The 19,978-nt window shown below is 38.5% G+C and carries 21 protein-coding genes; all 21 read right to left on the reverse strand.

Going from position 1 to position 19,978, the window contains the following annotated elements:
- Positions 1-20: 20 nt before the first annotated feature.
- Positions 21-362 (reverse strand): hypothetical protein, encoded by a 342-nt coding sequence (locus tag BLR73_RS05435; protein ID WP_091859729.1) that lies wholly within the window; start codon positions 360-362, stop codon positions 21-23.
- A 138-nt stretch (positions 363-500) separates the two neighbouring features.
- A complete protein-coding gene (locus BLR73_RS05440) occupies positions 501-731 on the reverse strand; it encodes a hypothetical protein (RefSeq protein ID WP_091859732.1) in 231 nt (76 codons plus the stop codon).
- Between the two features lie 576 nt (positions 732-1,307).
- On the reverse strand, positions 1,308-2,129 hold the full coding sequence (locus BLR73_RS05445) for a DUF3226 domain-containing protein (RefSeq protein WP_091859735.1): 822 nt from the start codon (positions 2,127-2,129) through the stop codon (positions 1,308-1,310).
- Positions 2,130-2,140: 11 nt separating this feature from the next.
- A complete protein-coding gene (locus tag BLR73_RS05450; RefSeq protein WP_176763621.1) occupies positions 2,141-4,270 on the reverse strand; it encodes an AAA family ATPase in 2,130 nt (709 codons plus the stop codon).
- A gap of 323 nt (positions 4,271-4,593) precedes the next feature.
- Positions 4,594-5,655, reverse strand: a complete 1,062-nt coding sequence (locus BLR73_RS05455) for a ComEC/Rec2 family competence protein (RefSeq protein ID WP_091859740.1) — start codon at positions 5,653-5,655, stop codon at positions 4,594-4,596.
- 5 nt (positions 5,656-5,660) lie between these two features.
- A complete protein-coding gene (locus tag BLR73_RS05460; RefSeq protein ID WP_091859743.1) occupies positions 5,661-6,623 on the reverse strand; it encodes an HAD family hydrolase in 963 nt (320 codons plus the stop codon).
- Between the two features lie 124 nt (positions 6,624-6,747).
- Positions 6,748-7,029: a hypothetical protein gene (locus tag BLR73_RS05465; protein WP_091859745.1), complete on the reverse strand. Its 282-nt coding sequence runs from the start codon at positions 7,027-7,029 to the stop codon at positions 6,748-6,750.
- 438 nt (positions 7,030-7,467) lie between these two features.
- On the reverse strand, positions 7,468-7,848 hold the full coding sequence (locus BLR73_RS05470; RefSeq protein WP_091859748.1) for a hypothetical protein: 381 nt from the start codon (positions 7,846-7,848) through the stop codon (positions 7,468-7,470).
- A complete protein-coding gene (locus tag BLR73_RS14140; RefSeq protein WP_143010887.1) occupies positions 7,845-8,027 on the reverse strand; it encodes a hypothetical protein in 183 nt (60 codons plus the stop codon). Before BLR73_RS14140 ends, BLR73_RS05470 begins: the two co-directional genes overlap by 4 nt.
- A 163-nt stretch (positions 8,028-8,190) precedes the next feature.
- Positions 8,191-8,925, reverse strand: a complete 735-nt coding sequence (locus tag BLR73_RS05475) for a WecB/TagA/CpsF family glycosyltransferase (RefSeq protein WP_091859751.1) — start codon at positions 8,923-8,925, stop codon at positions 8,191-8,193.
- A gap of 116 nt (positions 8,926-9,041) precedes the next feature.
- Complete coding sequence (locus BLR73_RS05480) at positions 9,042-10,181, reverse strand: glycosyltransferase (protein ID WP_091859753.1); 1,140 nt, start codon at positions 10,179-10,181, stop codon at positions 9,042-9,044.
- A gap of 15 nt (positions 10,182-10,196) precedes the next feature.
- Positions 10,197-10,487 (reverse strand): acyltransferase, encoded by a 291-nt coding sequence (locus BLR73_RS14575; protein ID WP_233456405.1) that lies wholly within the window; start codon positions 10,485-10,487, stop codon positions 10,197-10,199.
- A gap of 515 nt (positions 10,488-11,002) precedes the next feature.
- Entirely contained in the window at positions 11,003-11,902 is a 900-nt protein-coding gene (locus BLR73_RS05490) for a glycosyltransferase family protein (RefSeq protein WP_091859759.1), read from the reverse strand.
- Between the two features lie 24 nt (positions 11,903-11,926).
- The gene (locus BLR73_RS05495) at positions 11,927-12,853 is read right to left on the reverse strand and encodes a glycosyltransferase family 2 protein (RefSeq protein WP_091859763.1); all 927 of its coding nucleotides are present in this window, start codon (positions 12,851-12,853) and stop codon (positions 11,927-11,929) included.
- Positions 12,850-14,139 (reverse strand): O-antigen ligase family protein, encoded by a 1,290-nt coding sequence (locus tag BLR73_RS05500; protein WP_091859767.1) that lies wholly within the window; start codon positions 14,137-14,139, stop codon positions 12,850-12,852. The genes BLR73_RS05495 and BLR73_RS05500 overlap by 4 nt, the downstream gene beginning before the upstream one ends.
- Positions 14,140-14,184: 45 nt before the next feature.
- On the reverse strand, positions 14,185-15,306 hold the full coding sequence (locus BLR73_RS05505) for a glycosyltransferase family 4 protein (RefSeq protein WP_091859770.1): 1,122 nt from the start codon (positions 15,304-15,306) through the stop codon (positions 14,185-14,187).
- Positions 15,303-16,349 carry a GNAT family N-acetyltransferase gene (locus tag BLR73_RS05510; RefSeq protein WP_091859773.1) on the reverse strand — a complete coding sequence of 349 codons (1,047 nt, stop codon included), beginning with the start codon at positions 16,347-16,349 and terminating at the stop codon, positions 15,303-15,305. The genes BLR73_RS05505 and BLR73_RS05510 overlap by 4 nt, the downstream gene beginning before the upstream one ends.
- A gap of 23 nt (positions 16,350-16,372) precedes the next feature.
- The gene (locus tag BLR73_RS05515) at positions 16,373-17,122 is read right to left on the reverse strand and encodes a PIG-L deacetylase family protein (protein ID WP_091859776.1); all 750 of its coding nucleotides are present in this window, start codon (positions 17,120-17,122) and stop codon (positions 16,373-16,375) included.
- Positions 17,122-18,279: a glycosyltransferase family 4 protein gene (locus BLR73_RS05520; protein WP_091859779.1), complete on the reverse strand. Its 1,158-nt coding sequence runs from the start codon at positions 18,277-18,279 to the stop codon at positions 17,122-17,124. The genes BLR73_RS05515 and BLR73_RS05520 overlap by 1 nt, the downstream gene beginning before the upstream one ends.
- Positions 18,280-18,281: 2 nt before the next feature.
- Complete coding sequence (locus tag BLR73_RS05525; RefSeq protein WP_091859781.1) at positions 18,282-19,361, reverse strand: glycosyltransferase family 4 protein; 1,080 nt, start codon at positions 19,359-19,361, stop codon at positions 18,282-18,284.
- A 5-nt stretch (positions 19,362-19,366) separates the two neighbouring features.
- Positions 19,367-19,966 carry a serine acetyltransferase gene (locus BLR73_RS14675; protein ID WP_091859784.1) on the reverse strand — a complete coding sequence of 200 codons (600 nt, stop codon included), beginning with the start codon at positions 19,964-19,966 and terminating at the stop codon, positions 19,367-19,369.
- Positions 19,967-19,978 lie beyond the last annotated feature (12 nt).

Here is a 19,978-nt window from a genome sequence, read left to right on the forward strand (position 1 = left end):
GTTTTTAGTTCAACAATCTATTACCGCTTTACCACATTGTTATGTTTCCTTAAGATGTTAGCCGCCCACTTCTCATAGCCGGCATCCCCCACTGGTGCCATCAGCTTAAACTGGTAGTACGTTTTCACCGTATGCTCCACCTTTTGCAAGCTCTGTCGCAAAAACAGTATATGCTCTTTTCTAAGCAGTGCCACTGGCATCAGCAGTTCTTCCGAGTACGACATGTATGGCTCTGTTACCATGGTGGTGTAGTAGGCCGACTGTCCAAAAGCCAGGTACAAGCCAGCCATTGCATCATAGTACAGATACACGCTCTGTCCGTCGTTCTCCAGTTCTTTTTGTTTTATTTCAATTTTGTCCATACCTTAATTTATATGATTACGGTTTTTTGAAAAACGCGCTGCAAAAATACAGTTTTTTCTTTACCCCGGCAAATTTTGCCTAACATTTTTTTTAATTTTAGTAGATTATCTTGATAAACCCGATGTTTATCTACTAAATTACTTGTACTGATTCTTCCGTTTATGCTCTTCGATGAGTGCCAGCAGTTCTTTAAACCTACTTAGTCGCGGTTCCTTCATTTCCCCCGCATTCATTCGCTTCCTATTAGCCTTCAGCCAGTTAAGCATATCATGCTCCTCAATGCGATGGCGGGATGGATTGCGGTGATTGGTTTTTATGAAAGCAATCACCTCATTATAGCGTATAATCCAGCGTTCGTCTTGTGTCATACCTCCTCAGAAAAAATTATATCAACGATAAAATATATCTATAGTTTATTAGATAATCTTGTAATATCGATTATTTACACCATCAACATTTAAGCTATGCGTACGCTTTTGATGGGTTTTAGGAAAATGGGCGGAAGTGCACTTCCACATTTACCCCATTCTCATTTTTCGGTAGATGAAGATGATGAAATGCCAACGTGGATTCTCCATCAACCGAAAATTTCGCGATCTCTCCTTTCAACAATCCCAGTTTCCTGGTAGAGTCAATCACTTTCTCACGACCACCATCCACCCAGATGTCGATATCTCCTGGCTGGCGACACCAAGCGTACGGATACAATCTCGCATATCTTCCATCTCACATCTATTGTTTCGCAACCAGTTTCCATTTATTGATTTCGGTTGCAAATATACTAATAAATTTCCATCCATCAAGAGATTTAAGAAAACTTATAAAAAATGAGCCACAAGCATTTCTGCCTGCAGCTCATATTTTCCATTATTCATTTACGAAACAGGTACTATCCTGGGGTTTCATTTAAAGCATGAACTACTACATGTAGTTTATCAAATTAACTATCCTTGTAAAAATTTAAATAGTTGCGCGCAGATTCCTGATGATTTAATTTTGGCATCATTCAAGAATGAAGATTGTTCAATAATTGCAGGCGTTGCAGAACCAGCTTTCTGTAATTGCCCCATAACACCGATTCGTGCTTTCTGCGGATCTTTTGTTGACTTTACTGTCTGGAATAACTGAAAGGAGCCTCTTTTTTCAACATATTCTTTTGCACAATCAGCTATATCTTGATTATCCATCTCCATCATGGGAAGAATAATATCCTCCAACTTGCCTTTTCCATTCATATCTGCGAAAATATATGCTCCCCACCGAATGCCATTTGATTCAAGATAAGTGGCATTATCTTGAAATCCAATGAAATCAGAGTCAATTTGTGATATTTCCTTGCCAGCCTGTTTTAATCGCTCGTCTACTCCTACCTGATCTGCATCAAACTCATAAATAAAAGTTATGCTATCATTAGCAGACACTTCACCAGTAGAACGGGGGGCTGGAGCTAGGAAATAATCACGCAGGTCTGTTACAAGCCTTTTCCTTTTATCATTTCGTCCATCACCGCACATATGGAAGATGAGCATCAATTCTTCTCCAGAGTATAAAGCATATGATGGGAATAGAATTTGCTGACGCACGCTTTGTAAATTCAGTTCTGACACCGGAGCGTTTTTATATTGCCCTATCAAATATTTTGCTATCATTGAAGGCTGATAATCGCCTATATGCTTGGAATAAGTCTTGTATCCATAAACCTGCATTACCTTACTAATAAATGCACCGTCATGCGGTCCTTCAACCATAAGAATCTTTAAATTCATAATATCTGCATTTATCGGATGTCAAAATCAAAATTCTCAATAAACCTTTTCAGTTCCTCGCCGTTGCAATAGGTAAGACCGTAGTTCGTCTCATGACTTTCCATTCGAAATACGGCCAAGTCCTTAGGCAGAATAACTCTAGACATGGTATCGACACACTCTTTACTATGAGAAGATATAAATACCTGTACATTATACTCTCTCGAAAGTTTATCAATAAACTCCACGAACTTGCCAAGCAGACTTTTATGTATAGCACTGTCCAACTCATCTATAAACAAGCATCCGTCTGCACAATACAGCATATATAAGGATATCTCAAAAATACGCTGAAGCCCCTCTCCATACTTTGTTAGTTCAAGAGGAGTGGCATTGTAACGGGATTTTACTAGGAATCGCATCATTCCGCCGATATTGGTAAGTTCTATCGATTCTATTGCTTCGTCAAAATTTTCTTTAATAAAGTCTAAAAGGACTTTGAATTTACCCATCTCTACCACCTTTCCATGTATGTTCACCAACATGTCGCGGTTCTTTCTGTATGGAGAAGTAAAAAGGCTTCGGCAAAGATTCATAAGCATAGAATAATTTAGCTGATTGTCATGTCCGGCATACAATCTCATCGTAGTCTGCAACACAGATGCACTCTGAAGGTTCACTCTCGATTCGTTAGTAAGTGTGCCAAGATAGTCCTGCTTGTCAATATCTAGCGAATCTTCTATACTTCTAACAGTCTTCGTTGAACATTTTGTACCATTAAACACACCAGTCATATTATATCCTTCTGGCAAGTTGTACAATAGCCAATTTTTAGAGATTCTACCATCAACCTTTCCGCGAAGCTTTTCCATCTCCACGCATTGATTAATGTCGTTGAGTTGAGTAAACAGATAAATAGCTTCAAGAGCAGATGTCTTACCTGAATTGTTAGCACCAACAAGCAAATTAAAACGCGAAAGTCCCTTGAACTCCAACTCGCGAAATCCACGGAATTGATGGATATCAATATATGTAAAATGGGATTTTATTTCCCATAGCAATACCTGTGACTTCTGAAGTGATGATGAAAAGTCACTTTTTAGCATAGTCTGAAATTTTTCAAAAATTCTGATTAAGGATTGATGATCCGTTTTTTCAAGTTCATCACTACCAGCGATAGCCTCCACGCTCCTCTCCAAATCGGAGATGGCACTTGATATTCGCTGCCTTCTAACATAGTCGCTATATGCATATCCTTCAGAAACGCTTCTTGACTTTTCCATCCTCATAAGTGCGTTTTCGTCAGAAATAAACTGCTGCAGAACTCGTATGTCAGAACTCTTCTCAACGATAGGCTCTTCTATCGCTTGTGAGTCATTCTCGTTTTCTTCATCACTGACAGAGATTTCCTGATGCGAAAGCCACGAGAACAATCTTTCTTGATTTTTTAAACTTTTGCACACCATTTCGGAATCATCCCAATCTAACCATTCTCTCATATTAGGACTCTTAACCGTTTCCTCAAAGAAAGAATACATTGAGCTCTTGAATTCATCGCCAAAATCACTCTGCTTATATGCCTGAATGAGTGCCAAAGTTCTTTCGTATCTACGGAGCATCTGTTTTGAAAGGCCAAGAGATTGACATACCTCATCCTCTGTCATTCCGTAAACATCCATTAGATCATTTACCATCTGCGCTTGATTCAAGGGATTCCATTTTTTTTTGCCAGAGATGTGATGAAGTCCCATAGCAATTAAATGAGCTTTATCATCTTCGCCACTTATAACCTTTACACTTATAGCTTTAAATGTTTCTTCATTTATGCGGCCTGTATCGATATTATTGTCATATTGCTCTTGCAGAAATTTTAGTGTTGCTACTCGTCGATTACCCTCCAATACCAAATACAATTTGTTATCGAGAGCCTTTACTTGTATGGCTTCTATATCCAAAAAGCCATTATTTTTAAAACTTGTTATCAAATCCCTTACATTTTCCTGGCCTTTGCCTAACAACAGGTTTCGCGTACGTTGCTGAACCCGCAAATCTGCCGCATTCTCAGGCTCCACCTTTACATAATGCTCCGAATCCACAAAACGATAGTTGTTGGGATCCAATAAAAGTTGTGAAAGTCTAACTTTTTTATTATCTGTATCCATGCTTTGCAACATACTTTGATTAATTACAAGTCCAAAAAAAAAAATTTTATGGTGCAAAAATAATCTTTTTTTTTATATTTGCCAAGGAAATCTATTTTTTTTTATTATTATCTCAAAGTTGGTATTCGTAGATATACACGTTGTATCTCATTTATGTAGCACCTAAGATTTGCAAAAAGCGATCGATATCCACCCACCCAAAACGGGGATATCGACCTTTTTTTTGCAGCCTACAGCTCAATTCCTTTTTCTGCGAAACAGGTACCTGTCCCGGTGTTTTACGGTGTTTTATTATCTAGCTCGGACTTCATATCTATCTAAAGCTACCTTCCATCAATTTTAGAGGCAGCTGTCGCAGGCTTTTGAGTTGTACAATTGGAAACAGGCACATTCTTATGAAAAATAAAATTCACCTTCTTTGTCACATATATTTTTGCCTGTGAGTTTAACTCCAGAATCTTATTTATTAGCCTCCTAGAAGGATGACCTTCACTCTCTCCATCTGGAGGACATGAAATAATATACTCTGGAGTGCCAAAACGTCCAAGAATAGTTGGATCAATATTCTTCCTACTTCCATGATGCGGAAGTTGAACTACCGTAAAGTCCGAAGCTTTTCCGCCATTTTTCTCGTAATAGTCAAGCGCACTATTGATGGCTTCTTTACCTGCATCTCCAGTAAACAAGACTTTGAAATTGCCCAATGTAAGTGCGATCACAAGACTTGTCTGATTGACTGCAGCAGTCTTTTCGTCGTCATACCATTCTATCGGTTTATCTTTCACATAGTCTTCTTCTGTATATTTTGTCGGGACATAATCATCAAAACCGTCTTCAACATAGGACTCTGGAGTCTTATCAGAACTTAAAAGTCCTTTTTTATAAAGAGGTTCAGAAGGACCTAATACTGTAATTACATTACTATTCCAATTATCTCCTGCAAAACCTGAGTAGATATCAATTCCCCTTTCTTTTGCTATAGACGCAATCTCATCAGCAATAGTAAAAGCATCTTTCAATCTCTTTATCAGACTATCTTCAGTAATTCTTTTATCATTGAACATCTCTTTTGTAAACTTTGCATCCTTCCATGGTCTGTTCATGACTATAAAACCCACTGTAATATCATCATCACCTAGGACATTAACAAGTCCAGAGATATGATCTCTATCTGGGTGCGTATTAAAAACGGCATCAATATGAAGTGTAGAACATTCGGATTTGATATATTTTATTATACTGTCACCTGTTTCTTTATAGCCTCCATCTATCAAAACAAGATGCTCATTATCATACTCATCGAATAAACGAATAAGAATGGCATCTCCCCCCTTCGATCCGGTACCAACCTGGAAGAAACGAATCAAGTATTTATTTGTTTTCATACGCTTTATCGATAAAATTTTTCCTTAGCAACATTCCAAATAATTAATACACAGCTTACAAGCAAAATAAGAGAAAATATGACAATCAATAAAAAATTATCATACTGACACCATCTCAAAATTGAAAACATGAAAGCACCAGCTATGGCCATATTCAAAAAGATGAGCATGTAAAGACTCAGAAACTGAGTGCTATCGTAGTCCTTAACTCTAGGATACTGCGGATTCTCCCAAAAGTTAGTTTCATTCTTAAAACCATAAGGACGAAATTGAAGTACATGATGCCGCAACTCGTTAATATGTCTTGATGTACGAACAAAATATACCCTATTCTTAACAATCGTGAAGATAGATAAAACACCGAATACCAGACTTGCACCACATATAATGGTCATAACGATCCATTTCAAGTTAGGTATAGTTTCTTTTGCCATGTCCCAATTAAAAACAGTCCAGCATGCACCTACAGCAACCAAAATTTCTCCAAAGGCAAACTTGGTAATTTCCCAATTCAAGGAATCATAATGACGATGCATCTCCATACTCTGGGAGAAATCTTCTACCATCAGTTGTCCACAATAATCAAGAGGTGGTTCTGTAGTTTTGATAGGCCCTTCCTCCCAGGAGATGAAACTCGTTATCTTCTCATAGGCACCAGCCCAGTCACCATCAAACTGTATTGCTCTATCATCAACATAAACATCTGCAAGTGGCTTGCCTCCTTTGGCATTATCAGGCTGGTTTGGATTCTCATTGATTGCATCAAATGGAATACAATTTGTTTCCAAAAACTTGCTTATTTCATTCTTATCAGCCCTTGTTGTATAGATAATAACATACCAGCCATCTGCCTTCAAGTGTCGGATAGTCTCTGCACAATGAGGCAAGACCTCGCCAAAAGTCTTCGAATCAACCCACTCAATGTAGTGGCTGATTGTGCCATCAATATCTATACATACAGTCTTCATTCTTGTATTATTAAACAATTATCGTTCGATCAAATTCTTGTCTATAAAGTGTTGGGGGGTATAGATTTTCACCTATTCTACTGCCGATTCTTTATAGTCTGAGATATTGAATATATCAGATTCCCTATTTTTCGGTTAGAACCTCTTCCAAAAGTTCATCGGCACTGCTACTGGAATCAGCCATAAAACCACCCAGTTTAAAGAAACCCTCAGAGTCGTTTTCCAAAGCCTTTATTTTCTGGGTGAATTGTTTTGCATCAATAGCTTTTGTTGCTAAGGCAGCCTTTTCCTGCTCTACCAGTCTTTTGGTGAGTGCTATTCTGACTGCCTCAGTCTGTCCCTGTATCAATGTCCAAAGTGCATCTACAGGAGATACTTCTACTTTAGAATATGATGTTGTTACCATAATCGAATAAATTTACAAACCGCTGCAAATATATAATATTTCTTTGAAACTTGCAAGTTTTTGAACCCAAAATGATAATATCGGATTAAATGTGCCACCTGTATCGGGAACAAATGTACCATATAGTTTGAGGTCGTAATTCTGTCAGTATATTTTAACAATCCCCAATACCACCAAACAAAACACACGAAAAATAACAGAAATGTGGCAAAAAACGACAAACGCCCCGGAAAAGAACTTGTCTTCTCCGAGGCGCTTAGCTGTTGATGCCACGTAACATCCCCTTGCCAGAACGTTTTGGGGCTCGAGCCCAAGACCCCAAGCGGATCACGATGGTTCTGATGTCAGGAACCTGTCCCCTGTCATGCGTGTCCCCTGGCAGGAGGAACCTGCATTCTATGCTAAATTCCAAACATTAATTGATATTTAACTATATATTTAACATTTCGCAGAATAGGCAATTTCTTTGTTTGTCTGATAGACATGATCAGGATTGTATTTCACCCGGTCTCTAACTATTGCAACTAACGCATGCAACATCTTGTTTTTGATATTGTTGTGTATCAACAGAGGATGTTTGCCACGTTCTTTTAAACGCTGATAGTAGTTGTGTACATTCACGTCAAACTTGATTGCGACTAATGCTGCTTGTGAGAGCATAGACTTCTGAAAGTTGTCCGTATAGATCATCAGGCATGTCGCATTCTGTATGCCAATGCCTGGCATGGAGGTGATGATGTCGAAGACCTCCTTGAGCTCGTCATCAGCAGCAATGATATCCTTTATCTTTTGGTCGCATTTAGCAATGGCCTTGTTCACCTCCGTGATGACATGTCGTAAGCAGAGGCATAAAGGTAATTGCTTAGACCAATACTATAGCCTCCAGTATTCTCACCACAGAAGAGCCAGGAGTCAATGGGAGCAGACTCAGACTGAGCCTTTACCCAGGTTACCAAACGACGGAAGCCCGATGTCTTGTTGTTAAACACTTCGTGCACACTGGGGGCACATTCCTACAGTGCCGCTGGCATTCTATCTGGACTTTGCAACTAAAACAGGAAGGACTAAGACGGGTCATAGACTCTAGGGCTGTTGTCCCTTGGCAGGGGTGGCACATTTATTCCGATATTATCACGTTACGTTTTTATGAGGGATTGCCTGTCATAGATGCTCAGCCGCTCTCTTGCGTTTTACTTCCTCGAAATACAACTTCGGCAGTGTTGCTACAATCCAGAAGCAACGCTTTAGTTGTTTCTTGGGATCCTGGCAGATGCGATACACAAATTCCAGATGGTGTTTTTGTATCCATTTGGGGCAGCGTTTTTCGTCTGTTCCACTATAGAATTTAAATGCTGCTCCTACAGCAATCATCACGCCGCTTTTTAGATAAGGCAACAGCTTGTTCATAAACTTCTCCTGCTTGGGGGCTCCCAGTGCCACCCAGATTATTTTTGCACCATCCTCTTCTATCATCTTGGCAATAGCAGGATAGTCAAAGTCCTCAACATCACGGAAAGGCAGTTCAACAAACTTCATATCCTTCACATCAGGATTCATCGCCATTATTTCTTTCTGAAGCCCATCAAGCGTTTTCTGGCTCGTACCCATAAATATCATACGATACTCACGCGACGAAACAATATCCTTAAATATATCGGCACCGCAATACTGCTCATATTTAATACCATAGATAGATTTCAAGTACAATGGCACCCAGCTACTATCGCAAATGGCAAACAACCCGCCATTCACAACTTTCAGGTATTCCTCATCACGATTTGCATTATTCAGCACCACACCATCAGCCACACAGATATATCCTTTCTGTGCAGCCTCTATCTGCCGATGTACTTCAGCCTTATCAAACTCGTAGTTAATATTAAAATATGTATTCATTTTTTCTATTTATCATGGATTCTTACTACTGTTTCTGTTTTGTGCCCCTGGGGATAATGATCATTCAAATAATCACATTCAATTAGATATCATATATCCAACCTGTCTGTCTCCACTTATTCCATCCCTTCTTTCAAACACTCCAGCATCGTATTCTCAAACCGTTCTTCTGTAAAGCGTTCTTCATACAGCTTACGACCAGCCGCGCCCATAGAACGGCAGAGAGCAGGATTGATAAGGAGCCTTTCGATAGCATCAGCAAGAGCTTGTGGATTCTGACGTTCTACTATATAACCTGTTACTCCATCATCTATGATATCACGTATACCTCCCTCGATGGTCGAGATACAGGCCACTCCTTTCTCCATAGCTTCCAGCAGAACGAGAGGGAAGCACTCATTGTAGTAATAAGTCGGAAAAGCAAAAATATCTGTTTTTGCCCAAAACTCATCTTTTTCATTACCATACTTCTTACCATGGTATATTGCATTCTCTGTTAGTCCTCTTTTAGTTATCTCCTTTTGAATGCGCTCTTTCGAGATTTCCTTTGTATCCCCACCTATGAAGTCACATACAAATCTGTGGCCTCTGTTTTTCAGAATACCACATGCGTCGAGCAGCACAAGGCAACCCTTACTTTCAATCAAATTTGACAGAAACAGAATATGTGGTACCTCATCTTTTGCGTCGGCTGCATTATCCGATATGTTCTTATTCTCTGAAGGTTTTATGCCATTAGCACAAATCATAACGTTCTGCTTATTAACAATTGCTGAAATGTCCTCATAAAGATAATTTGAGAGCAGTATAACTTTTACTCCTCTATATACATGCTTATATAACCATTTATAGAGGGGCTTTTTAACAAAAAGAGACATACCCTTATTATGCTGGTGTATAACGATTTTACAGCCAAAAAGTTGACACAACAACACGAATGGAGCATCTTTGAAGAAACCAATTCCATTCACTGTGATAGCACAATAGCATAGGTTATACTTGTGCGCTAAAAGTAAACAGAAAGTACGGAAGAATGCACTAATAAAGCGAAACATTTTCTTTACGCTTAGCAAAAGCCCGCTCTTGCCAATTTCTTCTATCTTATGTGAGGTCCCTAGGTTGACATAATCGCCTTCGAAAACTTCATTGATTACCTTACTGTTCTTAATCTGCATACTCACTACAGAAGAGCCATGTACAGGTGGAGGGAAAGTCGCAATATACAGGGCACGAGGTTTGTTATGTTTCTCTTTCATATAATACCTGATTAATCACAGTTTCCATCCTCCTATCTTCTTGACACTCTTTGCAGGAGAGCCCAAAATGATAGTATTTGGTTCAAAGTTTCCGCTGCTCACAAAACTACAAGCACCTACTACACAATTATCCGGTATATTAGCACCCTTCATGATGACCACATGACTTCCAATCCATACTTTATCTCCAATGCGAACTTCCTTATCAGGATTCATCTCTTTGCCACTCTCATCATAGATGTGGTGCGTATCGCTATCCATCACCTGGCAACCCCAAGAGAACTGGATGTCTCGCCCCATCACCATGCTTTTGTAACACACAAAAGACGAGTTCGCACTTACTGCAAAGTTATCACCCAAATACATCCTTGCGCCTTTATGCACATGTATCTTCGTTCCCAACCCTATGTGAGCCGTTTTCTGAAAAATAAGTTCACCACCTTTCTGCACTGAAAGACATGTAGTATGATTAGGGTCAGACACATTCGATTCGTGTGAGCCGATAACTATCATTGCCATCTTAAGGGATGATGTTTCTTCTAGTTTCACCTTGCCTTTAATATTCACCTTTGTACCATATCTTACATAAAACGGTAGTTTTACCGCCTGTCTAAATGGTAAATGTCGAAAGTTGAAACAGATAGATTTGGGGAGGGAAAATATAAATTTTAGATATATATTCATATTTATTATTTTTATGGATGTTCTGCATTTTTCCAGTTAATACAATAGAAACGAATAACCTTAAAAATTGGATAATAACTAAAAGCAAACGGCCTGTACAATAATGGTTCTATACAACTTTATCTATGTCATTACATTTATCTCAATGAATATAGGAAATTCATTATTTTGCTAATAACTCTTTTGCGCAACGAATGGTACTTCAAGGCTTCATCTCTTAAAGATTTGTTCACATCAACGACTTCTGGAAAACAGAATTCCCTAAAACCACTCTCGTCAAAATCAAATTTAAATCGATTATACAGCATACAATTAGTACCACTTCCATCAAATCCCTCATTATCTATCTTGCTCACAATAGGGAAAAGTGCATGTTTATCCTGTACAAATTGACTATAGCAAAACCTGATAGCCCAACTTTGATTTCTACCTTCATGCCAACCTTTGAGCATAGCGAAACAGTCGCTTCCTCCCCATCGATTGAAGGCCTTGGCATTCATTTCGACAAGACTCCAATCCTTCAACTCCCAATCCACACTCTCCCAACGATTTTTCCATGTCGCCCACCCCCACGAACTACTCCTTGGGCAAAAATATGCATCAAATTGATATTCCTTCGGTATTTTAACTCTATTTGTATAACCACAGATGGAAAATACTTCCTCATTATTTTGGTATGTATCTAGCCCTTGATTCATAAATGCCAACAAATTTGTACTGGCAACCAAATCATCCTCTATTATAATTGCACGACCATATCTATTGATAACATCTGTAACCCCCGCTATAATAGATGGTCCTAATTTTTTGTTTACAACGGAAAAATGTAACTCCACATTACGAAACCCTGTAATGTTTTTCACGAACTCTCGTACATCATTTACCTTAGCAGCCTCACCTTTTATATTGTTTCTTGGTCCATCTACGAAAACTATTAAATCTGTCTCCGTTGCTTCAATATTATCTTTTAATGATGAAACACAAGTTTTTAATGGCTCCAGTCGATTAAATGCAAATAACACTATCGGTGCATACATAGTTTAAATTCTATATTATATTATTTAACATTTATGAGTTTCCAATATTTTCTTTGAAATACAATTTGGCAAGCACCCCATTATAAGTATGGGATAAGTTTCAAAAGCAAAAGGCCTGTACCATAGTGATTTCAAACAATTAGATATTGTATCCCCATGATCTCCAAACCTAAGACTTATACTTGCTTTCATTTTGTAGAACCTACCAATAAAATGAGATAATTCACTTTTTCTTGTATAATCAGACATTAGTAATTCTTTCAACCCTTCACAAACAGGATTACTATCATCCTGCCTGCGCGCAGGTTTCTTGCTATAATCGTATCCCTCTCCCAACATATATATAGCAGTAGGCTTCATTGAATAGGCCCAATCTGTACGAACTGCAATACGAGCCCACGTCAGAAGATCTTCCCCGGCTTTTATTCCTACAGGAAAGCCACCTACACTTAATATAAGATTCCGTTCAACACATACAGCACTACTCCACACTGGAGGCTGAGAGTTGCTGCATATTTCAAAATAGTTGTTCAATATTCCCGATTCTGTTTTAAATGGAATTTTATTGAGTACAATGTTTTTTTTAACACCATTCAGTTCATTATAGTAAGTTGTTGCGTAGGCTCTATTATTAGGGTACTTTTTGATTAATTGTGCAAGATTCTCCAAATGTCCGTTCAACCATTTATCATCTGCATCAAGGAACGCTACATATTCACCTTTGGCTTCCTTAATGCCAGTATTACGAGCAACACTCACGCCACCATTAGGTTGGCGGATAAGACGGATACGATGATCTTTGAATGTATCTACTATGGCAGCACTATTATCTGTACTGCCATCATCTACGACCACTATCTCAAAGTCTTGATAAGTTTGTGCAAGCACGCAATTTAATGTATTGGCAATGCTTGTTTCCTTATTGTATAAAGGTATAACTACTGATATCATAGCTTTAAATCAACTGACTTATATAATATTCCTAACATAATGAATGGTATGACAAATACTTGTTGGGCATACGTGATGGCATTATCAAAACCCATAACCAAAAAACAGGCAGCAAAACCCGCCACTGTCATTGCACCAGCAAATGTTACTGTTCGGCTATGTTGGTAAAACCACGTCACGCTAAGCACCTTAAATAGCATAATAATGGCAAATAAAATAAACAATCCTAAGCCAATATTACCTGACTCAGACATCATTTGCACCCAATCAGAATGAATAAGTTGTAAACCATCATCCTTGTTGATATCCTTCAGCCATCCCAAAGCTGCACCACAGCCACTACCGAAAGTTTCTTTACCATTATAACAATGTTCCATAATCATCTCCCACATATAGTTACGTCCATTCATCGAAACATCATCCATTGAAGCGGTACCAACTGTTACAGATGAAGAATTGTCGCCAAACATCTTTTCTCTAACTTCCGGTATAGCAAAGATTGAGATAATGAATACTAGCATACCCAACAAGATGTATGGTATAGCTCTTCCCTTTTTATATATCATATAGAAAAAACCCATACCTAACACACTTGCTCCAATACCTGTGCGGACACTCTCAAGAATAGTTGATAGGAATAACCATCCCGCCATATATAAATATTTCTTCTCTTTTGTTACGAAATACATAATAAAGGGGGCAGGCATCAATATAGCAAAAAAATCTGCCAGTGAAGCGTATGATATAAACAAACCACCCGTTGTAAAATTAAGGAAGGCATATAACGGACCTATGAATTTAGCAGATACGCCGCCGATAATCAAAGCATAAATAGCACAAATCCAACATGTACGTTTCAAAAAAGCATAGAAGTCGTCATTACACTTGATGGCATTATATCCCAACCAAAAATAAAGATATGGTAATGAAAACTTCAACACAATCATCCAACCCTGTTCCGGATAAGCAGAATATGAAATCGTATATATGTTCCACAACACAAATAATGAATATGCGCCCATAACACCATTCCAAGGACATTTGAACCCTTTTTTGAATGACATCAGAAGCATAATTATAATCCAAACACCATACTTTACCAAAGACAGCGGACCTAAAAACAGCATCGCCGTCAGGATACAGTACAACAAGAAACTGAGTTGCTGGTTGCAGACATATTTCTGCTCTTTGCCCCACGGATTAGATACTACCATCTTCTTCGTAAAGGCATATCTCCAAGCATAGTAAAAAGCAATCAGACCAACAATATAATTTATTACACTCATATTTTAGAGGTTAAAAATTATGGAGCATTCACCCCAATATTCAATCTATAAAGATGAATAGAGTTTATTAAATGATGTCGAATATTTTTCAAATGTAAACTGACTCACATGACCTGTAAGATTTCGCTTCATCTCTTCAAACAGCGCGCTATTTTCGAGCAAACAAGAAATCTTATCTGCCAAATCATCAATCGACTCTGGCTGGTGTAAGAGGCCTACTTTGCCATCAATGACAACCTCTGGCAGGCCACCAGTATTTGAAGCAACAACCACACACCCACGAGCCATACCCTCTATTGCTGTAAGTCCGAAGCCCTCACTTCGTGACGGCATCAGCAAAATGTCTATCTGGTCATAATATGACTGAAGCGTATCTTGTCCTTGACGACCTGCAAATGAGATAAGAGGTGAGAGATTTGAGGTAAGAGAACGCTCCATTGTCTCTCGAAGGGTGCCGTCACCTACAATTAAGAGTTTAATATTTTTATGCTTTCGATATACTTTCTCTACAGCAGGAATCACAAGATCCATACCCTTGATGGTCTCCAAGCGGCTGACAACGCCTATTGTCATCACATCCTTAGGTTCTCGCACCTTGTCTGTAATCTGAATATACGAGGGTAAAGAATTGTATATGGTATAATGTGCATGACACGGCAATGTCTCACCCTTATGTTCTGCATAATTGAAGGCAGAGCCAAAGAAAGCCTTTTCTGCTGTCTTAGTGATGCATGTGAACACCCTTGTGATGTGTTTCTGAATGAACTGCACCAACCGTAACTGTTTCGGAGAGTATATATCAGCATTGGTATGTGCCGTCGCAAGAATATTCTTCTGTCCCATCAACCACAGCAGGATGATAGGAATAGCACCAGGGGCCATATACTGAACATGCACAGCATCTGGTTTAAAGGAGCGCTTCATCCGCCACAGATGCTTTGCCAAGAACCGAATTCCTGCCAATCCTCCAACTCTCTTGCCTTCTTGCGAGAACAGCACTACCCTACTGCCTGCCTTCTCGTACTGCTCAACCATATAATCTGTATGCTCGAAGTAACAAGCAGTCACAACCTCATGTCCGCCCTCCACTAGGGCACGCACAAGATTGAGTGTCTGTATCTCCGTGCCCCCGGTCATGAGGCAAGGAATGGTGACTAGTATCCTCATCTCTTTATTAACTTTCTAATATTCAAAACACTCTTTTTCAGTTTGCTACTAAAACCACGTCCAGTTTGTTGCAACGTGTGTACATACTGACTGCCATCAGCCCATCCGCTCTTGTAGGTTTCGTCACCACGGAGATGATCATATTTAGCGTAACCTCTTTCAATAGCACGACAAATCAGATGATAAAGGTGAACCTTTACAGGTGAGGATTTAAGATATTCCGGGTTTCCTGCCGGCATATAATAGTAATATACGCCCTTAAAATCAAATCCCAAATGCCAGGCAACTACAGTTTCCCCAACATTAAGGGTGGAAAAATGTATCGGCCCTTCAAGGCTGCATTTATTAATGAGGTTCTGATGGAAGCCTGGAGCCTTATAGGCATTCGGCCATTTTTTTCGATGGGCATCCATGAAAGCTTCAAAAACCTCTGAAGAAACATCCTTGCCTGAAGCATATTGTCTAAACTCCAACGGAGCCACCTCATTCAACCTGCGAATCTGCCTGCGAATATCGCCACGGAGTTTTGTGCCAAAGAAAGCCATTAGGTCTGGCTCTCCTTTCATCTTTGATATATTTAGCGATGGACATATCTCACCCTGCGACCAACCTTCTGATAGCAAAGCACAAGAATCAGTAATGCCATCAATAAGGATCTCGTCTGCACCAAACTTTTTAAGTTCTGAAATAAGGTCTTCCCAAAAAGCATCATATTCGTCTTTAGATACCGGATTACGGAACAAAGGGTTGTGATAGTCATAATCCGAATAACCTACAGGTACAATGCTTTTCAAAAAGGCATTCTTCCAATTCTTGTGCCATAGTACTAAAGGCATAAAGACCTCGTTGCTGTCATTAGTGCCCCACACAAAAAGAGGATTCAATGAACGCAAAGGTAGATATGTATCTATCCAAACTTTTGCAACAATAGGATGAAAGAATACATGGCTTGTTGGAGATATATTCAGCAGATTGTTCCATCTATTTTGGAATTCATCAGCCCATATCTCATTCCAATCATTGTATATTTTGAAATTCCACATGATATTTACTATAAACGTGCTTATTACTTTACTCTAAAAAACAATTCAAGATTCCATTTATTTGCCCAAAGGAACACTGGTGGCAATACACCACTCCATGGCTTGCCACATGGTGCTTTTGGCTCAATGTAGGCATCAATCGCTTTAAGTTTGTTTTTATATTCCTGCTTTGTCATCTTTAGAGTAAATGCATTCTTCCAGTCAATCTTCCAACAGTTGTAAAACCAGAACCATACACAATACTCATATTGTTTTGCATCTGGTATTATAGATGCACATAAGTGCTTTGCAATCTCAGAAGTTCGTAAATGGTCGCTCCATCCCTCGCCTGCAGAGTGAGGATAGAATACGGAGATTGCCTTGTCTGCCACAGCCTTCTCAACGATTGATGACAGGGCACATTTCAACTCATCCGTATTCTCATCATCGAATTGAACCCCTCCATCTGGGAAATCCAAGAAATGGATATGCTCCTCTGAAAGACCATAAATAGATGCTGCATCACGAGTCAATTGTCGTCGATTACGAATCAACTCATCTTCATTGATGTCGCAACAACTGGCGTGACTCTTACCTCCACCTGTCATGATAATCAACTCCACTTGCTTACCTTCCGCCAACATCCTTTGCATCAATCCACAGCAGCCAAACACCTCATCGTCAGGATGTGGGGCAAAGATGATAGCAAACTCTGGTAGTTGAAGACTGGGCTTGCAAAAAGTTAGCGTGTGTATAAGAACTATACGCAATCGTCTAATTATGTTCTTTATCATTATTTCTTCAAAATATATTCATATACGTTTTTTATATTTTCTGCCATCACTGATGGCTGTAGTCTTTCCATTACCAACTTGTGAGCTTTCTCTACCATTAACTTGATTTCAGTATCGTGATCTAATACCCATCGCATTTTTTCAGAGATAGCATCTACATTTAGGGTATCTACAAGTAAGCCCGTAACTTTGTCTTCAATGAATTCCTTAATTGCTCCACCATCAGGACCTATAAATGGCACATCCATAATAGAAGCTTCATAGGGTACCAATCCAAATGCTTCACCATATCTGGTTAAAGACAACACCAAGTCTGATGTTTTATATATTTCAACAATGTTGTCAACTTGTCTTTCTGTATATCTTACCTTATCTTTTAACATAGGATATTCTGACTGAATACTCTTTAATCGATTAAGTTCATCATTACCACCTCCTCCTACTATATATAATAAAGAGTTTGGGTGAATAGCAACCATATTCGCAAATGCTCTTATGGCATTATCATGCCCCTTATGAGGTGATAGTTGGCCAATTGATGTTATAAGAAATGTGTCTTCAGGTAATTGTAGTTCTTTTCTTATTTGCAATTTACTCTTTACTGTTTTAAAATTATTCAGATCAAAGGAATCATAAAGGGTCCTTGTTTCAGTAAAACATCCCTTACTGCGTAAACGGTCTCTGCAATAATCTGAAACACATAAAACGATATCACAGCATTCTTGAACTTTTTTGGGTGTCATCCACTCCCATTCATCACTTCTAAAATGACCTACAATCTTTATTTTTGTTTTACTTGTAGGTAGAAGCCACATCAAAGAATCAACTCTAAGAAGATTTACATGTAAAACATCTACTTTCTCTTTGATCAATACACTTTTAAGTATAATTCCAAAAATAGTTCTTTTAAAAAAATCCATGCCACGTAATGGATGCTTCCAGTAATCGCTCCCCATCCAAAACTGTTTCTTTTTAAACAGGTATTTTGTTTTACAGTTCTTATAATAATAGTCCTTATGATGTTCTTCTGGGTATGGGAAAATGATGATTGGTTCTATGTATTCTCTGTCTATACTATTTATAATAGCACAAAGAACACGTTCTGCACCTGCAAAAATATGACTATAATCTAAATATGCAACTTTTATCTTATCCATAATTATTTTGATAGTATTTCTTTGAAATATTGTTCGTAATTATCATGGAACTTTTGCAGGCTAAACGATGTCTGTGCCTTCTCAGCGGCTTTTTGGCTCATCTCAGAAAGCTTCGTTCTGTCCATATTAAGTGTGATTATACGTTTAGCAAATGTATCTGCATCCTTTGGATTTTCAATCAGGCAACCATTAACGTCATCATCCACGAGCGCATCTGTTATACCCTTGAGATGCGACACAACAGGAACGGCTCCATTCATCATCGCCTCAGCAATTACGAGGCCAAAAGAGTCTATCTGTGTTGGATACAGAAAAATGTGGGCATTGGCCATTCGCTGATAAACTTCGCTTGCGGAGATTACTCCAGTAAGTTCAACCTTTCCTTCTGCAATTTCTTTTGCCATCTGTGATTCCAACTCCGGTCTAAGAATACCCTTCCCTATAATAGAAAAATGGAAATCAACACCTCTTGCCTCAAGTTTTTTAACTACATTTGGCAAAGTAAGGACTCCTTTGTGTTCATACAAGACGCCTGTAAACACAATCTCAAGTTTATCTCCTCTACCTGATATTATTTTGTATTTAGAAGGTAATTCTACACCATGTGCAATAGCTGTTACGCGATCAGCATACACACTTTTAGTATAACTATTAAAGTTATCTCTAACACCAGGTGTTGGCGTTATCCATCCATCCACATACTTTCCATTGATAGAAGCTATACGATAGAAATCTGCAGTATCATTATGAATAATATGTACTACTTTAGCATGACGTTTGCATAATGGAAGCACAAACTGTGATGGTGCGTGATAATTATTAATAATTAAATCAGCATTAATCTGACGTAAAAGCGCAACTAATCTAAAATACTTTCCATACTTACTGCAATTATGCAGTTGATGTATTTTGATGTTCGAGTCCTGTTCAAAGAGCTTTTCTTCAAACTCAGGTTGTTCCGCATGGGTAGTGATAATATGAAGTTCATTAGCATCTTTTTTCAGAACATCACAGAGACTATATACATATTTGCTAAGTCCACTGCCTTTAGTCAGTGAATTGACAGTAATTACGATTTTCATTATTATCAAGAATTTTGTTGATTTGTATATCCGACTATCCTTGCAGGATTTCCCACAACGATTGCATAATCTGGCACGTCTTTAACTACGACCGATCCTGCACCAATAATAGCATGTGAACCAATCGTGATGTTGCCTATACATATTACGTTTGCTCCAAAATCCACATAATCCTTAATCGTTGGTGCGTCAAGCGGCCTAAATGTTGATTTCGTTCCTATAGTAGAACATTGGCGTAGAACACATCCTTTCCCAACATATTTTGCCCGTACTATAGTACCGAAACAATGTTCAAAATACAGTCCCCCTCCCTCAATATAATTGTTTTTATTGTGTTGAGCAAGCTCCAATCTATTGTCTTCGGGACAAATAAACCTTAGTGACCATGGATAGTTGGGACAACGAAGATAAAAAATGTTTCTAAAATCACGTCTTCGCGTTAAAATACGTACCAACCGACTATAAAACCCATTCTCTTTTATAGAGAGTTCTATTCCCCATCTGTCTAAATCTTTCAAAAAGAGTTCATATAATGGACTCCTTTTAATAAAATACAAAAGAGGTAGATACTTAAATAGATGATATATATATTGTAATTCACGCATATCATTAATTTA

Source organism: Prevotella sp. khp1, assembly GCF_900102205.1.
GTDB lineage: Bacteria > Bacteroidota > Bacteroidia > Bacteroidales > Bacteroidaceae > Prevotella > Prevotella ruminicola.